The sequence below is a fragment of the Aeromonas intestinalis genome (assembly GCF_054052485.1).
Window position 1 is genome coordinate 306,749 of record NZ_JBSTYK010000003.1, and the last position, 17,702, is coordinate 324,450.

The following is a 17,702-nucleotide window of genomic DNA, read 5'->3' on the forward strand; positions in this document are numbered from 1 at the left end:
AACCCATAAAACCGAAAGCTTATTCTAAATGGATATAAAAAAGGGCCCACAATGGGGCCCATTTGGATTTTGATATTACTCAGGAGAGCGGGAACGCCGGATGGACGAAGCCCTGATAACCATCGATGTGCAACTTCGCCAGCATCTCGACCTGCTGCTCATCCTCCACCCGCGTGGCGATGGTGATGACGCCGGCGTTGTGCGCCGCTCGGCAAACCGCCGCCAGGAAGGAGGTATCAGCCCCCGGCTCCATGATCTGGCTGGTATAGCCGTGATCCACCTTGACATAGGCCGGAGAGAGCTCTTCCAGATAGCCCAGTGACTGGAAGTGGCGACCATAATGATCGACCCCCCACTGGAAGCCATATTCCTGCAGCACGCTGACCAAGGCAGCCACCTGATCCTTGTGCTTCATGATGGCAGCCTCGGGAATTTCAAACAGCAGCTTCTCTTTGAGCTCCCCATGCTGGCCCAGATAGTCTCGCAACCAGCTCAGGAATTCATCGGAACAGAGTGAACCTGCGGTGATGTTGACGGCGAGCACCAGATCGGCCTGCTGCTGGAACAACGGAACGCAGGCCTCCAGCACGGCCTGATCGAACTCGGGTCCCATCTTGAACTGCTCGATGGCCGGCAGGAACTGGCCGGCAAAGTAATCCGTCCCGTCTCGCGAAATGGAGGCGAACAGCTCGGCATGCAGCCGGGCACCATCGTCAAAGCGACAAGCAGGCTGCGCCTTGAAGCGCCACAGGCTTCTGGCAATGGCATCTTGTACCAGGTCGCGCCAGGCCAGACGGCCCATCAGCCCCTGCTCTGTGCCACCTTCCATCACCACGGCACCACGGCGTTCGTTGCGCGCCTTGCCGAGGGCATTGTCCGCCTTGGTCAGCAGAGCGGAGAGATCGTCGCTGCCATCGCGCCCGGCGATGCCGATGACGGAGAGCGCACGCCCCTCACCCATGGGGTTCACGACCAGATCCGCGATACGGCTATTGATGGTCTCGGCCAGCTCCTTGAGGCGGGAGAGATCATCGGTCGGACAAAGCAGGGCATATTCGGTGGCCGAGATCCGAGCCAGCGCGGATCCATCCCAACCATTGAGGAGTTCTTTGAGCACCTGGGCGATGGATTTCACCATGTTGTCCCGGGCGGCGAACCCCTCTTCCCGATAGAGATCATCCAGCATGTCCACGGCGACCAGCATGACGCCGCCCTGCCCTGCCTCGGCAATCCAGGCGTTGACCTGCCCCACAAAGTAGGAGCGGTTGCCAAGACCCGAGACCGCATCCACATAGACGCGGGCACGCAGATTTTCCGCTTCGTCGGCCTGTTCTTTGAACTGCACGGCCAGCTTGCTGGACAGGATGTTGATGGCTTGTACCACCTGCTTCAATTCACGCGTCTTGGGTTCCGGGATGGCATGCCCGAAGTGGTGCAATTCAATCTCGACGGCCTGATCGCAGATGAGCTTGAGGGGTTTGAGCAGATAATTCAGGGCCCGCATCAACAAGATGGTCGTGATCAAGAACCCGATCAGGAACCAGCTGGCCAGCTTACTCATCCCTTCCCAGAGTTCGTAGTAGGCCTGCCCGGGATGGCCCACGACCTTCAGTTTGCCAAGCTGCAACCAGCCAGAGGTCAAAATAGATTCGTTGGATACCTCAGGAAACAATCCCAATCCGATGAACCACTGGGGCACTCCCTGGATGTTGTTGGTGTTATCCAGCTCGATCACATCCTTGGAGGCCAGCAAGTCCAGACGCACCAGCTGATAATAACCACCATCGAACACGGCCTTGATGACCGACTCGGCGCTGACCTTGTCGCCATTCTCCAGATAAGGCGTCAACGCCAGCCCCAGGGAGGTGGCGGTGTTGATCACCGTGGTTTCCTGTTGCTGTGCCAGATAGTTGCGGGTCGAATTGAACTGCACCCAATAGGTGGCGGCAAACAGCAATCCGAACAGAAGCAACATGGTTGCCAATAATTGTCTGTAGAGCGTCATAGGTTAATCATCCAAATTCAGCACTGGCCGAGCCAATCGCCCCGAAGTCATGCGATTGCGTAAATCATTCCATAATCCCAAGCGTGACGACTGTCCGGTCAATTCCCCTTGTCCACGCGCCTTCATCAACCACAAGTGACTACCGTTAAAGCTGTAAATGGGCAGCAGATCCGCCCGTTGACTGGCCGGTCGAATGGCGCCGACCAGATTGTCCAAAATCAATGGCACGGAGGCGGGCGTCTCATAATACGCAACCACCATATGAAACTGGTTATAATCCAATGCCTTGACATATACCATTCGCATTTTTTCATCCGGGATGCCAAGCTCCAGCAGCGTAAAATATTTGGAAATGCTGAAGTCTTCACAATCTCCGCCGGCAGCCCCCAAAAATTCCAACGGGGTCGCCCAATAATCTTTCTTGTGCCACAGCTTGATGTCGTCGATGAAGCGCATCTGATTGAAGAACTGGTTCACCTTCTCCAGTTTCTGCCGATCCGACAGGCCCGCATCCCGATTCTGCATGGCCAGGGTGCGCCAACCGGTCACCCGCTTGCCTGCCCTCACGCCATAGGTCTCTTCCGCACGCTTGACCAGTTTGAGATCTTCCGATGAGAGAGGCTGGCTGGCATTGAGCAGCAAGGGGAGCGACAGCAGGCACAACCAGAGCATCGAACGAGAACCACGCAGAGACAGACGCATAAGCCGTCCCCACGTGGTCATCCCGTTGCTGCTTGCTTTGTAGCCGAACGTCACATTCTTCCCCTGCGGCAGTGCATCAAAACGTCCCGTGAGACAACAACATAAAAGAATGACTGCAGCGAGCTGCAGCCATTGCTTTGTCTGAACTCATGTCAACGGGATGGACATCAGTTGTTGTTGGCCTGCCAATCGGCTGGCTGCTGCACGTTCATGGCATTGAGCAGACCCCCGGTGGCGTTGAGGATCCGGTAGTCCGCCAGCAAGGAGTCATACTCGGCCGTGATGTAGCTGCGACGCGCTTCGAACAGTTCATTCTCCGTGTTCAGCACGTCCAGCAAGGTCCGTTGGCCCAGACCAAACTGCTTCTTGTACGCCTGAACGGTGTCATAGCTCGCATCCACGTGTTCCTTGAGGAACACCTTCTGCTTGGCCAGAGACTCTTTGGCGTTCCAGGCAAGACGGGTACCCTCTTCCACCTGACGGAAGGCATTCAGGTGAATGTCTTTCGCCTGGGAATAGAGCGCCGAGGTGGCTTTGCTTTCCGCCAGATCGGAGCCACCACGGAACAGGTTGTAGCGCATCCGGACCATGGCGGTCAGGTCGTCGTTACGGCCCTTGACCGCGTCGATATCCTCGTTCCAGTTCTGATCCACTTCGAATGCCACATTCGGATAGAAGCCGGACTTGGACCCTTCGTGCTGGTATTTCGCCTCTTCGATATCCTGCAGGGATGACAACAGCGTCGGATGCAGCTCGGTCGCCGTCTTGAGCGCATCTTCAAGGGTCGCCGGGATCAGCTGGCTGTTAGGCGCGGGCTGAACCAGATCCTTGGGTACCTCGTTCACGACACGGATGAACTCACTCTCGGCATCCCGATAGTTGTTCTCGGCTGCCGCCTGGTTGGAATAGGCTCGGGCCACACGACCATCGATCTGGGTCTGGTCTGCGGTCGACCCCAGGCCGGAGTCAGTCCGTTTCTGGATGTCACTGCGGATCTGTTCGTGAGTCTCCAGGTTCTGCTTGGATAGCTCCAGGATCTCCTGCTGACGCAGCATGTTGAGGTACACCTCTGCCACGCGCAGCGCGGTATTCTCTGCTTCGGAGATCATGGCCAGGCGCTGGGCCTCGGCGGCGGCATCGGTACGGGCCACGTTGCTGCTGACGTCAAAGCCGTCGAACAGCATCTGGCGCAGACTGATCCCGGCCTCTTTACGAGTCATGGAATCATCGATGGTCTGCGAGTTCGCGCCAGCAGCGCGGGTCGAGGGGCTGTCAGTCTTTTCATAACCGACACCGCCACGCAGATCGATGGTGGGATAATAGCCACCTTTGGCTCCATCATGCTGATACAGTCGTGCCTGATAGAGGTCAAAAGCTTCCTTGATTTTAGGATGGGTGGCCAGTGACTGTGCCACTGACTGCTCCAGCGTTTGAGCCTGGCCAAGGCCAGGGAACAGCACTGCGCCACTGACCAGCATGGCAACAATCGTCTTCTTCATGGTATCTCCAGTCATGTTGTTTTTAGATTGTTGGCTTATCGTTCTCTCAGTGCCGACTGCTTAGCCCGCAAGATCGGCTTTAGCAAGTAGTCTAAGACACTTTTTTTACCAGTTATGATATCTGCACTGGCTAACATACCGGGGATGATGGGAAGTGCGTTAAGCTCATCGCCCAGATAACTCTTCTCGGTTCGGACCCGCACCAGATAGAAGGAGTTGCCCTCCTCATCCTGGATGGAGTCCGCGCTTATCTGTTCAACCTTGCCATGTAAACCTCCATAAACAGTGAAATCGTACGCCGTTATCTTGACCACGGCCTCGAGCCCGGGACGCAGGAAGGCGATGTCCTTCGGCGAGACCTTGGCCTCCACCAGCAGGGTGTCTTCCAGCGGTACTATTTCCATCAGATCCATCCCGGGCTGCACGACGCCCCCCAGGGTATTGATCTTGAGTTTCTTGATGGTGCCCTTGAGCGGGGCGATGACGCTGGTCCGATCGACCCGGTCACGCAGCCCGACCTGCCCCTCTGAGAGCTGACCCAGCTTGCCCTGACGTTCGTTGAGCTCAGTTTGAGAGTCGGCCCGGAATTTCAGGGCAATATCATTGCGCTTGGAGATGGTTTCACGCAGCACAGAGTTGAGCTTGGGGATCAGCAGGCGATTGGCTTCCAACTCCCCTTGCATCTCGTTCACCTGCCGCTCCAGTTTGATAAGCTCCACCTGAGGCACTATCCCCTCTTTCGCGAGCGGACGGCTGATGTTGAGCTCCTGGCGCGCCAGATCGACGCTGCGGCTCACGGTGCGGATCTTGGCATTGAGCTCGATGGTTTCCTGTTCTTTCTGCTCTATCTGCTGACCGAGGATATAGAGCTGGTTCTGCAGGTTGTTGAGGCGATCGTTTTGAACCGACTTCTCCCGGTTCGCATATTCGGCGAACACATTCTCATAGCCATCCGGGAAGACGATGGGCTGCTTGTCGATGACCACTTGCTCGCGCCAGCCCAGATTCGGCTCATTCTTGACGATCACGCTCTTTATCTCTGCGCGCAAACGGGCGATGTCCCCCTTGAGGGTCACCAGCTCTTGCTCACGCTCCCGAAAATCCGACTTGAAGCGGGTGTCGTCGATGCGCAGCAAAGGCTCCCCTTTTTCGACGATGTCCCCTTCCTTGACGAAGATCTCCTTGACGATCCCCCCCTCCAGGTTCTGGATGACCTGCAGCTGGCGAGACGGGATCACCTTGCCCTGGCCCACGGTGACTTCATCGAGCTTCGCCCAGGCGGCCCAGATGATGGCACTCACGAAGAACAGGAAGCAGGCCCACAGCAGAACCCTGGCACGGGTCGGCGTGGTCAGCAGGACGGCGGCGGCCCCGTCATCCACAAACTCCAGCTGTTCCGGGGAAGGCAGGACGGTGTCGGGGGCCGTTTTCTTGAACCAGTTGTTAGCCATGGGCCGTCTCCTGCACGCGTACCTTGCCTTCCTTCAATTGTTGCAATACCACCTCTTTGGGGCCATCGGCCACTATCTGGCCCTGCTCCACGACGATCACCCGGGAAGCCACATCCAGCATGGAGGTCTTGTGGGTAATGAGGATCAGCGTCGTTTCGGGTCCGAGCCGCGCCAGCTCCTGCTTCACCAGCATCTCGGACTGGTTGTCCATGTTGGAGGTCGGCTCGTCCATCACCAAGATGGGCGGATCATTGAGCAGGGAGCGCGCCAGCAAGATGGCCTGACGCTGGCCACCGGAGAGCTGGCGTCCACCTTCACCTATCTGTCTATCCAGCCCGTTGGGATCCCGGTTGGTGAAATTGGTCACCCCGGCGCGCTTGGCGGCGCGCATCACCCGCGCATCATCCACCAGCGGATTGCCGAGCATGATGTTGTCCCGCACCGAGCCAAAGAACAGGGTCACATCCTGGGGCACACAGCCGATGTTGCGGCGAATGGCCGCCGGCGGCAGTTGATCGAGTTCAAAACCATCGAGTCTGACCGAGCCGTCCGTCGGACGATAGAGGCCCATCAGCAGCTTCTCCAGCGTGGTCTTGCCCGCACCAATCCGGCCGATGATGGCCACCTTCTCGCCGGGTTCGATGCGCAGGGAGATGTTGTGCAGGGTGCTGCTCTCCATCCCCGGGTATTTGAAGGAAACATTCTCGAACTCGATGCGGCCCTGGATCACCGGATGGTGGATGTACTGCTTGCCTTCCTCCTGCTCCCCCGGGGTCATCATGATCTTCTCGAGGATCTCGAGGGCTGACTTGGCCTGGTTATAGCGCGTGGAGAGCACGGAGAGTTGCACCATGGGCGCGATGGCGCGACTCGACAACATGACGGCGGCGATCATGCCCCCCATGGTCACCAACCCTTCCGAGATCTGATAGACCCCGACGATGACCAGCCCCACGGTCACCACCTGCTGGATGTAACTCGCCAGCGATGACATGGAGTTGGTGATGCGGCGGGTCTGCACACCCCAAGTGGAGATATGGGATACCGCCTGCTCCCAGCGGTGCTGGAACAGGCTCTCAGCGCCGAAGATCTTGACGGTTTCCAGACCCGAGATGCTCTCGATGAGGTTCGCGTTCTTCTGGGAGGCGAGACGGGAGCCTTCCTCAATGGACTGCTTGAGGGGCTCCTGAATATAGAAGCTGTAGGCAACCAGGATCAGGATGGCAACGATGGGGACCACCACCATCACACCGGCGAAGATCCAGATGATGAACAGGAAGAAGATGGCAAAAGGCAGATCAATCAGGGTGGAGACGGTGGCGGAGGTGAAGAACTCCCGTACCGACTCGAACTCCTGCAGGTGTTTGGCAAAGGCCCCCGTCGAGGCGGGACGGGACTCCATCTTCATCCCCATCACCTTGGCGAAGATCTTGGCCGACAACAGCACGTCCGATTTCTTGCCCGCGATATCGATGAAGTAACTGCGCAGCTGGCGCATGACGAAGTCGAAGGTAAACACCACCATGGCACCGACCGCCAGCACCCAGAGGGAGTCAAAGGCCAGGTTAGGCACAATCTTGTCATAGACGTTCATGGTGAACAGGGGGCTGGCCACCGCAAACAGGTTGATGAGGATGGAGGCGATCAGCACGTCCCGATAGATGCCACGGGACTCGAACAGCGTGCTCCAGAACCAGTGGCCATCCCGGGTCTCCAGGACCTTGGGGGAGCGCTCGTCAAACTTGAACTGCTTCTTGACGAAGAAGCATCGGCCATTGTATTCGTCACCGAGCTGGGCAACGCTGACCCACTGGGCGGCATCACCGGCCTGGGGAAAGATGACCTTGCCCTGGCTTCTGTCTTCACTCCATTCCAGCAGAATGCAAGCCCCGCCGTTGCGAGTCTGCAACACGCAGGGCAGCAGCAGAGAAGAGATGTTTTCGAGCGGCTGGATCACCTCACGGGCGGAGAGCCCTCCCCGCTCGGCAGCGCGGCTGAAGAGTGCGGTACTCAGACGGCCGGATACCAGCGGCAAGCCGTTGGTCAGGGCATCCTGGCTGTTGGGTACGCCATAAAAGCGGGTCAAGAAAACCAGGCATTCCAGTAGCTCATCAATACGGCTAGTTTCTGCTTGCATAGCATCCCGTTAAATATGATTTCAAACGGTTGTCGCGGGAGTGTCGCCACCCGAGGCGGCGGGGATCGGCAAAAGACATCATGTACAGACCCCGGGATCGACAACCTGATTAGCGCACGGTGACAAGACTTTCCATGACGCGCCTCACTCCCTCATCTGGGCCCGGATATGGTACCCGGATGGCGTGAGGCGGCGGCCCGAATACCGACGCGTCCTGTCCGATTCGTAAACACTACAAGCTTATTGATAACAATGTATTTTTCAAGCCGACCATGATAACAAGGCGACTTGAATGAAACTATACCGCAAAGACTGAATTTCTTCTAATAAGCCCCTGTTTTTTTGATGAAATTAGAGTGACTGCTCATTAGTGCCTGGCAGGGAGAAGGGTCGACCCAGGCTGGCCCCCTGGGGCCCCATGCGACTCAGCTCCGCCGCGATATCGGCCATGGCCGTCCAGCGATTCTCGCACCAGGCTGGCGCCAGCAGGGTCGGGCGGCGGGCCGATGCCGAGATGCGGTGGTACACCACCTCGGGAGGAGTGTGCTGGATCATGGCCACCGCTGCCGCAACATACTCCTCCAGGGTCGGAACCACGAGACGCCCTGCCTGCCAGGCCTTGCCAAGGGTGCTTCCCTCCACCACGTGCAGCGGATGCAGTTTGATCCCCTCCACCCCGGTCTCGACGATGCGGTGCAGAGTCCCCAGGCTGTCCATGGCCTCCTCCCCCGGCAGACCGACGATGAGGTGGGCACACACCTTAATACCTCTGGCATGGGCGCGGCGCACCGCATCTTCATAGGCGCCATAGCCATGACCCCGGTTGATCCGCTGCAACGTCTTGTCATTGGCGCTCTGCAGCCCCAACTCCAGCCACACCTCGTAGCCTCTCGCCTGATAGCCGGCCAACAGATCCAGCACCGCATCCGGCACACAGTCCGGGCGGGTGCCGACACAGAGCCCCACCATGTCGCTCACCGACAACGCCTCTTCATACATGCGCTGCAGGTACTCCACCTCGGCGTAGGTACTGGTGTAAGCCTGAAAATAGGCGAGATAGCGCTTGGCGCGGGTCACCTCATCCCGCCTCGCCAGCAGTTGCTGCACGACTGAGAGCTGCTGGGCCGACTCGTCGGCAAAAGAGGAGACGTTACAGAAGGTGCAGCCGCCACGACCAAGGGTGCCGTCCCGATTCGGGCAGGTAAAGGCACCGTGAATGGAGAGTTTGTGGATCTTCTGGCCATGACGCTGCTTGAGATCCTGACCGAATGTATTGATGAGTTCGTGTAACTGCATGACGCCTCCGTGATGAGGCGACATTGTAAGGGCTCGGTCCTTGGGAGGGAGTGAGCTGGATCAAGCCTCTCTTTGGCCAGAAAGCATATAAATATTCATCAATTCACGAATAAATATACACAAGCATGCTGTTCAGGGTACTTTTGGAAACCTTCTCTCTCCCGACAAGGTTGCCAGCGGTAAACCGGGAGTGACTATAAACAACTGTTAATCATGAATAATTTCCATATAGCCCGGCAATCTGTAAATGCAAGACACAGGATCCTGAAATGTGATCCCCGCCCGCCCCCGACGAGATGAATTGGTAAGATTACTACAGGAAACGGGCACGATGCAGTCAACCACCAAACTCATCATTAGCAGAGTAAAAATCTACTATTTAAAGAATTGTCAGATTCATATGTAGGTTTCAGCAGAATCCCCCCCCCAATCCCGCATTTTGTTATGCCGATGTAACATTGCAAACAGCAGGGATGTCCAATTGACCTTGCCGAAAATTCCCATTAGTTTGGAGATTCGCCACCTCAGGCGGACGGAACCACAAGAGCCAATCGCAATTTATGCAGTCTGTCGATGACAGTGCGATGGAAGGCCGAGCAAGGGAGAAATGCAATGTCACTATATGATCCAAAGCTGGAGAGGGATAACTGTGGCTTCGGCCTGTTGGCCCACATGGAAGGGGAAGCCAGCCACAAGCTTGTCCGTCTCGCGATGTCAGCCTTGGCTCGCATGCAGCACCGCGGCGGTATCTCCGCCGATGGCAAGACTGGCGACGGCTGCGGCCTGCTGCTGCAAAAACCGGACAGCTTCTATCGCGCTGTCGCCGAGGAGAAGGGATGGCACCTTGGCCGCAACTATGCGGTCGGCATGCTGTTCCTGAACCCGGATCCCGTCCTGGCCCAGGCCACTCGCGACATCATCGACGAGGAGCTGGAGAAAGAGACACTGAGTCTGGTCGGTTGGCGCAAGGTGCCCATCGATACCAATGTACTCGGTCCCATCGCCAAGGCCTCACTGCCCAGCATCGAACAGGTCTTTGTCAACGCCCCCCCGGGCTGGGTCGACAAGGATCTCGAGCGCCGCCTCTATATCGTGCGCCGCCGCATCGAGAAGCGCATCAGCGACGACTACTTCTACGTGGTCAGCCTCTCCAACCTGGTCACCGTCTATAAAGGGCTGTGCATGCCGGTGGACCTGCCGCGCTTCTATCTGGATCTCGCCGACATCCGCATGCAGGCCGCCATCTGCGTGTTCCACCAGCGTTTCTCCACCAATACCAGCCCGCGCTGGCCGTTGGCGCAGCCGTTCCGCTACCTGGCCCACAACGGCGAGATCAACACCATCGCCGGCAACCGCCAGTGGGCCAAGGCCCGCAGCTACAAGTTTGCCACCCCGCTCATTCCGGACTTGCAGGAAGCCGCCCCCTTCGTCAACACCACGGGCTCGGACTCCTCGAGCCTCGACAACATGCTGGATCTCTTCCTCGCCGGCGGCATGGACTTGTTCCGCGCCATGCGTCTGCTGATCCCGCCTGCGTGGCAGAAGCACCCGAACATGGATGACGACCTTCGCGCCTTCTATGACTTCAACTCCATGCACATGGAGCCCTGGGATGGCCCGGCCGGCATCGTCATGACCGATGGCCGCTACGCCACCTGTGCCCTCGACCGCAACGGCCTGCGCCCGGCCCGCTACGTCATCACCAAGGACAAGTTCATCACCCTGGCCTCCGAAGTGGGCACCTGGGACTACACCCCGGACGAGGTGCTGGAGAAGGGCCGGGTCGGCCCGGGCGAGCTGTTCGTGGTGGATACCAGCAACGGCAAGATCTGGACCAGCTTCGAGATCGATGACGATCTCAAGAGCCGTCACACCTACAAGCAGTGGATGGACAAGCACTGCAAGCGCCTGGTGCCGTTCGAGCAGATGGACGACGCCAGCACCGGTGCCCGCGAGTTCCCGGACGATCGCCTCAAGACCTACCAGAAGCTGTTCGGCTACTCCTACGAGGAGCTGGATCAGGTGATCCGCGTGCTCGGCGAGAATGGCCAGGAGGCGGTGGGCTCCATGGGGGATGACACCCCCATGGCGGTGCTCTCCTCCAGCCAGCGCACACTGTACGACTACTTCCGCCAGATGTTCGCCCAGGTGACCAACCCGCCCATCGATCCCCTGCGGGAAAACCACGTCATGTCGCTGGCCACCTGTATCGGCCGCGAGCAGAACGTGTTCAACGAGACCTTCGGCCACGCCCACCGGGTGCTGTTCCAGTCGCCGATCCTGCTCTACTCCGACTTCCACCAGCTGCTGGCCCTGGAAGGGGAGCACTATCGTCACGCGGTACTGAGACTCAACTACCAGCCCGAAGAGGGGCTGCAGGCGGCCCTCGAGCGCCTCTGCCGTGAAGCCGCCGACGCGGCCCGCGCCGGCACCGTGCTCATCGTGCTGTCGGACAGAGACATCAGCCAGGACACCCTGCCCATCCCGGCCGCCATGGCGGTGGGGGCGGTACAGCGCACCCTGGTGGACAACAATCTGCGCTGCGATGCGAACATTTTGGTGGAAACCGCCAGCGTGCGCGACCCGCACCAGTTCGCCGTGCTACTGGGCTTCGGTGCAACCGCCATTTATCCTTATCTGGCTTACGAGACCCTGGCCAAACAGGTCGAGGAAGGCGTGCTCAAGATGAGCCTGCGCCAGGCCATGCTCAACTACCGCAACGGCATCAACAAGGGCCTCTACAAGGTGATGTCCAAGATGGGCATCAGCACGGTGGCAAGCTACCGCTGCTCCCAGCTGTTCGAAGCCATCGGCCTCTCCAAGGCCGTGGTGGAGCTCTGCTTCCGCGGCGTATCGAGCCGCATCCAGGGCGCCGATTTTGCCGATATCCAGCAGGATCAGGTCAATCTGGCCCGCCAGGCCTGGCTCGGCCGCAAGCCGCTCACTCAGGGCGGCCTGCTCAAATTCGTCCACGGTGGCGAGTACCACACCTACAACCCGGACGTGGTGCAGACCCTGCAAGTGGCGGTGCGCTCCGGCAACTACGCCGACTACAAGGAGTACGCCCGTCTGGTCAACGAGCGCCCGGTGGCGACCCTGCGCGACCTCTTGTCCCTGAAAAAGGGCACGACGCCCATCGCTCTGGAAGAGGTGGAACCCGCGGCCAGGATGTTCCCGCGCTTCGACTCCGCCGCCATGTCCATCGGTGCCCTGGGCCCCGAGGCCCATGAGGCGCTCGCCATCGCCATGAACCGCCTCGGCGGTCAGAGCAACTCCGGTGAAGGCGGCGAAGATCCCAAGCGCTTCGGCACCGAGAAGAACTCCCGCATCAAGCAGGTGGCGTCGGGGCGCTTTGGCGTCACTCCCCACTACCTGATGAACGCGGACGTGGTGCAGATCAAAGTCGCCCAGGGCGCCAAGCCCGGCGAAGGGGGCCAGCTGCCCGGTGACAAAGTGACGGCGCAGATCGCCAAGCTGCGTTATTCCGTGCCCGGCGTGACCCTCATCTCCCCGCCGCCGCACCACGACATCTACTCCATCGAAGACCTGGCCCAGCTCATCTTCGACATCAAGCAGATCAACCCGGATTGTCTGGTGTCGGTCAAGCTGGTGTCCGAGCCCGGCGTCGGCACCATCGCCTGCGGCGTGGCCAAGGCCTATGCGGACTTCATCACCGTCTCCGGCTACGACGGCGGCACCGGCGCGAGCCCGCTCACCTCGGTCAAATACGCCGGCTCCCCCTGGGAGCTGGGTCTGGCCGAGACCCAGCAGGCGCTGGTCGCCAACGGTCTGCGCCACAAGGTGCGCCTGCAGGTGGACGGTGGCCTCAAGACGGGTCTGGACATCATCAAGGCGGCCATCCTCGGCGCCGAGAGCTTCGGTTTCGGTACCGGCCCCATGGTGGCGCTCGGTTGCAAATACCTGCGGATCTGTCACCTGAACAACTGCGCCACCGGCGTCGCGACCCAGGATGAGAAGCTGCGCCGGGAGCACTTCACCGGCCTGCCGGAGATGGTGATGAACTACTTCAAGTTCATCGCCGAGGAGACCCGCGAGCTGATGGCAGAGCTTGGCGTCGCCCAGCTCACCGACCTCATCGGTCGCACCGACCTGCTCGAAGCCCTGCCCGGCCTCACCGCCCGCCAGTCCAAGCTGGATCTGTCCGGCGTGCTGGCAAGCCCGGTGGCACCGGCGGGTTCCAGCCTGTTCAGCCAGCAGCACAACCCCACCTTCGACAAGGGGCCGCTCAACCTCCAGATGGTTGAGGATCTGCTGGATGCGGTGGAGAACATGAGCGGCGGCGAGTTCCGCTACAACATCCGCAACACCGACCGCTCCGTGGGGGCGCGCCTGTCAGGGGAAATCGTCAAGCGTCACGGCAATCAGGGCATGGCGGCGGATCCGGTGCGGGTGCACTTCAACGGCACCGCCGGCCAGAGCTTCGGCGTCTGGAACGCGGGCGGCCTCGAACTCATACTCACCGGGGATGCCAACGACTACGTGGGCAAGGGCATGACCGGCGGCAAGCTGGTGGTCAAACCCCACCTCGGCGTGGCGTTCAAATCCCACGAGGCCGCCATCATCGGCAACACCTGTCTCTATGGGGCCACCGGCGGCAAACTCTATGCGGCGGGAACCGCAGGGGAGCGTTTCGCAGTGCGCAACTCAGGCGCCCTGGCGGTAGTCGAGGGCATCGGTGACAACGGTTGTGAGTACATGACCGGCGGTATCGTGACCATTTTGGGCACCACCGGCGTCAACTTCGCGGCCGGCATGACGGGCGGTTTCGCCTATGTGCTGGACGAGTGCGGCAACTTTGCCAAACGCACCAACCCCGAGCTGGTGGAACTGCTGGACGTGGCGGACCTCGCCATCCACCAGGAGCACCTGCGCGGCATCATCACGGCGCACCTCAACGAGACAGGCAGCTCGCGCGCCGAGGAGATCCTGGCCAACTTCGACTCCTATGTGCCCAAGTTCAGGCTGATCAAACCCAAGTCCAGCGACGTCAAGTCCCTGCTCGGTCACACCAGCCGTTCCAGTGCAGAACTCAGAATCCAGGCGCAATAAGGAGGGAACCCTATGAGCCAGAACGTATTCCAGTTTATCGATGTCCAGCGGGTCGACCCGCCCAAGAAGCCGCTCAAGATCCGCAAGATCCAGTTTGTGGAGATCTACGAGCCCTTCAACCAGGCCCAGGTCGGCATGCAGGCGGATCGCTGCCTCGACTGCGGCAACCCCTATTGCGAATGGAAGTGCCCGGTCCACAACTACATCCCCAACTGGCTGAAACTGGCCAACGAGGGGCGCATTCTGGAGGCGGTGGAGCTCTCCCACCAGACCAACAGCCTGCCGGAAGTGTGCGGCCGTGTCTGCCCACAAGACCGCCTGTGCGAGGGTGCCTGCACCCTCAACGATCGCTTCGGTGCCGTCACCATCGGCAACATCGAAAAGTACATCACCGACAAGGCGTTCGAGATGGGCTGGCGCCCGGATCTCTCCAAGGTGGTGAAGACCGACAAGCGGGTCGCCGTCATCGGAGCCGGCCCCGCCGGCCTCGCCTGTGCCGACGTACTGGCCCGCAACGGCGTCAACCCTGTGGTGTTTGACAAGTACCCCGAGATCGGTGGTCTGCTCACCTTCGGCATCCCCTCCTTCAAGCTGGAAAAGGAGGTGATGCAGCGCCGGCGCGAGATCTTCGAGGGCATGGGCGTCGAGTTTCGTCTCGAGACCGAAGTGGGCAAGGATGTCACCTTCGCAGATCTGCTTGGCGAGTTCGATGCGGTCTTCCTCGGGGTCGGCACCTACAAGTACATGAAGGGCGGGTTCGAGAACGAAACTGCGCCGGGTGTCTATGACGCCCTGCCCTACCTCATCTCCAACGCCAACCGCCTGCTCGGCTTCGAGAAGGCTCAGGCCGATTACATCGACTTCGCCGGCAAGCAGGTGGTGGTACTCGGCGGCGGCGATACCGCCATGGACTGCGTGCGCACCGCCATCCGCCAGGGGGCCGACAAGGTCATCTGCGCCTACCGCCGTGACGCCGAGAACATGCCGGGCTCCAAGCGGGAGGTGAAAAACGCCCAGGAAGAAGGGGTGGAGTTCATGTTCAACCTGCAACCCATCGGGGTCGAACTGGACGCCCATGGCCGCACCTGCGGCATCAAGGTGGTGAGCACGGCCCTCGGCGCCCCCGATGCCAACGGTCGTCGCAACCCTGTGGTGATCGAAGGCTCCGAGCAGGTGCTGGCCGCCGATGCGGTGGTGATGGCGTTTGGCTTCCAGCCCAACCCCCAACCCTGGATGGCGGAATATGGCATCGCCCTCGACAACCGGGATCGCATCAAGGCTCCCGAGCAGGCGGATTACCCCTTCCAGACCAGCAACCCCAAGGTGTTCGCCGGTGGCGACGCGGTGCGCGGCTCGGATCTGGTGGTCACCGCCATCTACGAGGGACGCAAGGCCGCCGAAGGGATCATGGACTACCTAGCCGTGTAAGCTGCCGTCCAGACGAGAAATGCTCCAAGCAAACAGCCCCGCATTGCGGGGCTGTTTTTTATATGCGCCTCAGAGGAAGGATAAAGCGCAACAATCTGCTTCCAGTGCACCGTGGCCTAGCCAATCCGCTTCTTGCATGGTCAGTCCTCGGCGGGTGCTTGATCCCCCAGCAGATAGCGAGGGCCGCTGCCCTGGTGGGCTGCCCTATCCTCCGGGTTGTAGAGGGCGCAATGTTCCAGCGACAGACAGCCGCAACCGATGCAGGCGCCGAGCTTGCGTTTTATCAGTTGCAGGGTCTCGATACGCCGATCGAGCAACGCCTGCCACTGGCCGGCGATCCCATTCCAATCGTGGCGATCCGGTGTACGCCCATCGGGCAGCCCGGCCAGGGCCTCGGCAATCTCCCCAAGGCTCAGCCCCACGCTCTGCGCCACCCGAATGAAGGCGATGCGGCGCAGGGCATCCTGAGGGTAGAGCCGCCGCCCTCCCTCGCTGCGCACGCTGCCAAGCAAGCCTTTTTCCTCGTAGAAACGCAGGGCGCTGGCGTTGACCCCTGCTCGTTTGGCTATCTGGCCGATGGCCAGCCATTTGCGATCCATCCTCACCCTTGATCTCAAGTTAACTTTAACTTGCATAATCCTGTCTCCCCCGACAAAAGGAGTCAAACGATTATGGATAATCTCCATGCCTTGCTCGATGCCAACCAGGCCTTCGCCCTCAACGGCCGTGGTACCACCAATCACTGCCCCATGGCGCTGCACGCCCTGCACGAGATGGGCGCGACCCCGCTGCAGCTGGGGCAATTTTTCAACCACTGGCAGCGCACCCATGCCCTGCCCGCTGGCTCGCCTGCACTGGGGGAAGAGGAACAGCACTTCGTGCAGCAACGCCAGCGGCTAGCCATTCGAATGGCCGGGAAAGGCTGGTTGCCCCCCTTCGAAACCCTGCTGGAAGAAGGTCTCTCCCCCGCCGGCGGCGCCTTTCATCCACTTATTCGACTCGCCTGCGCCCTGGAGAACGGCCATCTTGGCGAGCAGGCCGCGGCGCTGGCCGCCTGGCGCTGCAAGCCGTTGATATTGCCGGAGGGTGTGGGAGTGGCTTGCCGAGATATCTCCACTCTGCTGGGGAGCCTGTCTGCGCAATGGGAGGGGTCGCATTGGCCCGGCGAGTGGATCACCGCCCGTTTGCGTCAGGTAGCCACGGATCCGCGTTGGCCGGGCTCACTGCCGCGCACGCTGGATGACAATGGCGATATGCTGACGCAACTGGCCGAGGCAGCCCTCTCCCTCTATTGGCAGACCCTCAATTTCACCGTGCTTCACCTGGTGACCGGCAGCCGGGCCGCCTCCATCGTCGCTCGCCATCTGCCCGATGAGCTAAAAGGCCGCTGGCAGACTCTGATGTGGCAGGCGGTGGCCGCAGCCTATATCACGGTCGGGGCACCGGCGCCGGGAATCCAACGCTGGCCGGACGTTGCAGAGCTGACATGGGAGCAGGTGTTGCCGCTGGCGATCGCGAGCCGGGACGATCACGTGATCAAGCTGGTGCACTGCTGCTGGCGGGAGCAGGCGGATCCAGCCCACCCGTCCCGTTACCTGGCCGTGGCCGCCCGCGCGGTGGGACTGCTGGCAGCTGAGGGTGAGCGGGTGGCCGGTTAGGGCGCCGCCACCCGGGTGAAGCTGATGGCGGGGCAACTGGGAGCAAATCCCTGGGTCAGGGTCAGCGACTGGGGGCGATAGCTCAGATGGTATTGGCCCGGGAGCGACAGATCGTAGACCTGGGTCAGATCCGCATCCGCCCTGTTGCGCTGACCGGCTCCCAGGATGAAGAAGTCGTCGGGACCCGGGGCGCCGCGCTTGGCCAGCGGCCCCTTGTAGGCAATGGGGTTCTGCTCGAGGCGCAGGTCGATGGCATCGGCAAACCAGCCCTCGAAGGGGGTGAACCAGCTCAATACCTCGATGGGTCCCTCCCCCAGGTTGGTCAAGGTCATCATCAGGGGCAGGGGTTCGTTCACCGGGCTCTCGGCCTTGACCGACAGCTCGCACTGCAGGGGGGTCGCCAGGGCGAGGGTGGTGATCAAGAGTGTCATCATGGTGCCTCCATCAAAAAGGGGC

Annotated in this window: 11 protein-coding genes; 3 read left to right on the forward strand and 8 right to left on the reverse strand. The window is 60.3% G+C overall.

Going from position 1 to position 17,702, the window contains the following annotated elements:
- Positions 1-79 precede the first annotated feature (79 nt).
- From ACW5W7_RS05700 to ACW5W7_RS05725, 6 genes are all read right to left on the reverse strand, one after another.
- Positions 80-2,005 carry an EAL domain-containing protein gene (locus ACW5W7_RS05700; protein ID WP_456501063.1) on the reverse strand — a complete coding sequence of 642 codons (1,926 nt, stop codon included), beginning with the start codon at positions 2,003-2,005 and terminating at the stop codon, positions 80-82.
- A gap of 3 nt (positions 2,006-2,008) precedes the next feature.
- Complete coding sequence (locus tag ACW5W7_RS05705) at positions 2,009-2,707, reverse strand: transglutaminase-like cysteine peptidase (RefSeq protein ID WP_349918333.1); 699 nt, start codon at positions 2,705-2,707, stop codon at positions 2,009-2,011.
- A 167-nt stretch (positions 2,708-2,874) separates the two neighbouring features.
- A complete protein-coding gene (locus tag ACW5W7_RS05710; protein ID WP_349918334.1) occupies positions 2,875-4,206 on the reverse strand; it encodes a TolC family outer membrane protein in 1,332 nt (443 codons plus the stop codon).
- A 35-nt stretch (positions 4,207-4,241) separates the two neighbouring features.
- Positions 4,242-5,657 (reverse strand): HlyD family type I secretion periplasmic adaptor subunit, encoded by a 1,416-nt coding sequence (locus ACW5W7_RS05715; protein WP_456501064.1) that lies wholly within the window; start codon positions 5,655-5,657, stop codon positions 4,242-4,244.
- A complete protein-coding gene (locus ACW5W7_RS05720; protein WP_349918338.1) occupies positions 5,650-7,794 on the reverse strand; it encodes a type I secretion system permease/ATPase in 2,145 nt (714 codons plus the stop codon). The genes ACW5W7_RS05715 and ACW5W7_RS05720 overlap by 8 nt, the downstream gene beginning before the upstream one ends.
- Positions 7,795-8,145: 351 nt before the next feature.
- Entirely contained in the window at positions 8,146-9,090 is a 945-nt protein-coding gene (locus tag ACW5W7_RS05725; protein ID WP_456501065.1) for a TIGR01212 family radical SAM protein, read from the reverse strand.
- A gap of 612 nt (positions 9,091-9,702) precedes the next feature.
- On the opposite strand from ACW5W7_RS05725, the gene gltB reads away from it, so the two are divergent.
- Together gltB and ACW5W7_RS05735 are read left to right on the forward strand one after the other, a co-directional pair.
- On the forward strand, positions 9,703-14,160 hold the full coding sequence (gltB, locus tag ACW5W7_RS05730; protein ID WP_456501066.1) for a glutamate synthase large subunit: 4,458 nt from the start codon (positions 9,703-9,705) through the stop codon (positions 14,158-14,160).
- Between the two features lie 12 nt (positions 14,161-14,172).
- Positions 14,173-15,588 carry an FAD-dependent oxidoreductase gene (locus tag ACW5W7_RS05735; RefSeq protein ID WP_456501067.1) on the forward strand — a complete coding sequence of 472 codons (1,416 nt, stop codon included), beginning with the start codon at positions 14,173-14,175 and terminating at the stop codon, positions 15,586-15,588.
- Positions 15,589-15,728: 140 nt separating this feature from the next.
- Here the strand turns inward: ACW5W7_RS05735 and soxR are convergent, their stop codons facing one another.
- Positions 15,729-16,187, reverse strand: a complete 459-nt coding sequence (gene soxR, locus ACW5W7_RS05740) for a redox-sensitive transcriptional activator SoxR (protein ID WP_456501068.1) — start codon at positions 16,185-16,187, stop codon at positions 15,729-15,731.
- Between the two features lie 72 nt (positions 16,188-16,259).
- On the opposite strand from soxR, the gene ACW5W7_RS05745 reads away from it, so the two are divergent.
- On the forward strand, positions 16,260-17,246 hold the full coding sequence (locus ACW5W7_RS05745; RefSeq protein ID WP_456501069.1) for a questin oxidase family protein: 987 nt from the start codon (positions 16,260-16,262) through the stop codon (positions 17,244-17,246).
- Here ACW5W7_RS05745 and ACW5W7_RS05750 read toward each other — a convergent pair.
- Positions 17,243-17,680 carry a protease gene (locus tag ACW5W7_RS05750; RefSeq protein ID WP_456501070.1) on the reverse strand — a complete coding sequence of 146 codons (438 nt, stop codon included), beginning with the start codon at positions 17,678-17,680 and terminating at the stop codon, positions 17,243-17,245. The two genes, ACW5W7_RS05745 and ACW5W7_RS05750, sit on opposite strands and share 4 nt — an antisense overlap.
- Between the last annotated feature and the right edge of the window lie 22 nt (positions 17,681-17,702).

Bases quoted from the DNA above. Each gene is read 5' to 3' on its own strand.
- ACW5W7_RS05705 (WP_349918333.1), bottom strand. From the start codon at position 2,707: ATGCGTCTGTCTCTGCGTGGTTCTCGTTCGATGCTCTGGTTGTGCCTG.
- ACW5W7_RS05750 (WP_456501070.1), bottom strand. From the start codon at position 17,680: ATGATGACACTCTTGATCACCACCCTCGCCCTGGCGACCCCCCTGCAG.
- ACW5W7_RS05745 (WP_456501069.1), top strand. From the start codon at position 16,260: ATGGATAATCTCCATGCCTTGCTCGATGCCAACCAGGCCTTCGCCCTC.
- ACW5W7_RS05700 (WP_456501063.1), bottom strand. From the start codon at position 2,005: ATGACGCTCTACAGACAATTATTGGCAACCATGTTGCTTCTGTTCGGA.
- ACW5W7_RS05725 (WP_456501065.1), bottom strand. From the start codon at position 9,090: ATGCAGTTACACGAACTCATCAATACATTCGGTCAGGATCTCAAGCAG.
- gltB (WP_456501066.1), top strand. From the start codon at position 9,703: ATGTCACTATATGATCCAAAGCTGGAGAGGGATAACTGTGGCTTCGGC.
- ACW5W7_RS05715 (WP_456501064.1), bottom strand. From the start codon at position 5,657: ATGGCTAACAACTGGTTCAAGAAAACGGCCCCCGACACCGTCCTGCCT.
- ACW5W7_RS05720 (WP_349918338.1), bottom strand. From the start codon at position 7,794: ATGCAAGCAGAAACTAGCCGTATTGATGAGCTACTGGAATGCCTGGTT.
- ACW5W7_RS05710 (WP_349918334.1), bottom strand. From the start codon at position 4,206: ATGAAGAAGACGATTGTTGCCATGCTGGTCAGTGGCGCAGTGCTGTTC.
- ACW5W7_RS05735 (WP_456501067.1), top strand. From the start codon at position 14,173: ATGAGCCAGAACGTATTCCAGTTTATCGATGTCCAGCGGGTCGACCCG.
- soxR (WP_456501068.1), bottom strand. From the start codon at position 16,187: ATGGATCGCAAATGGCTGGCCATCGGCCAGATAGCCAAACGAGCAGGG.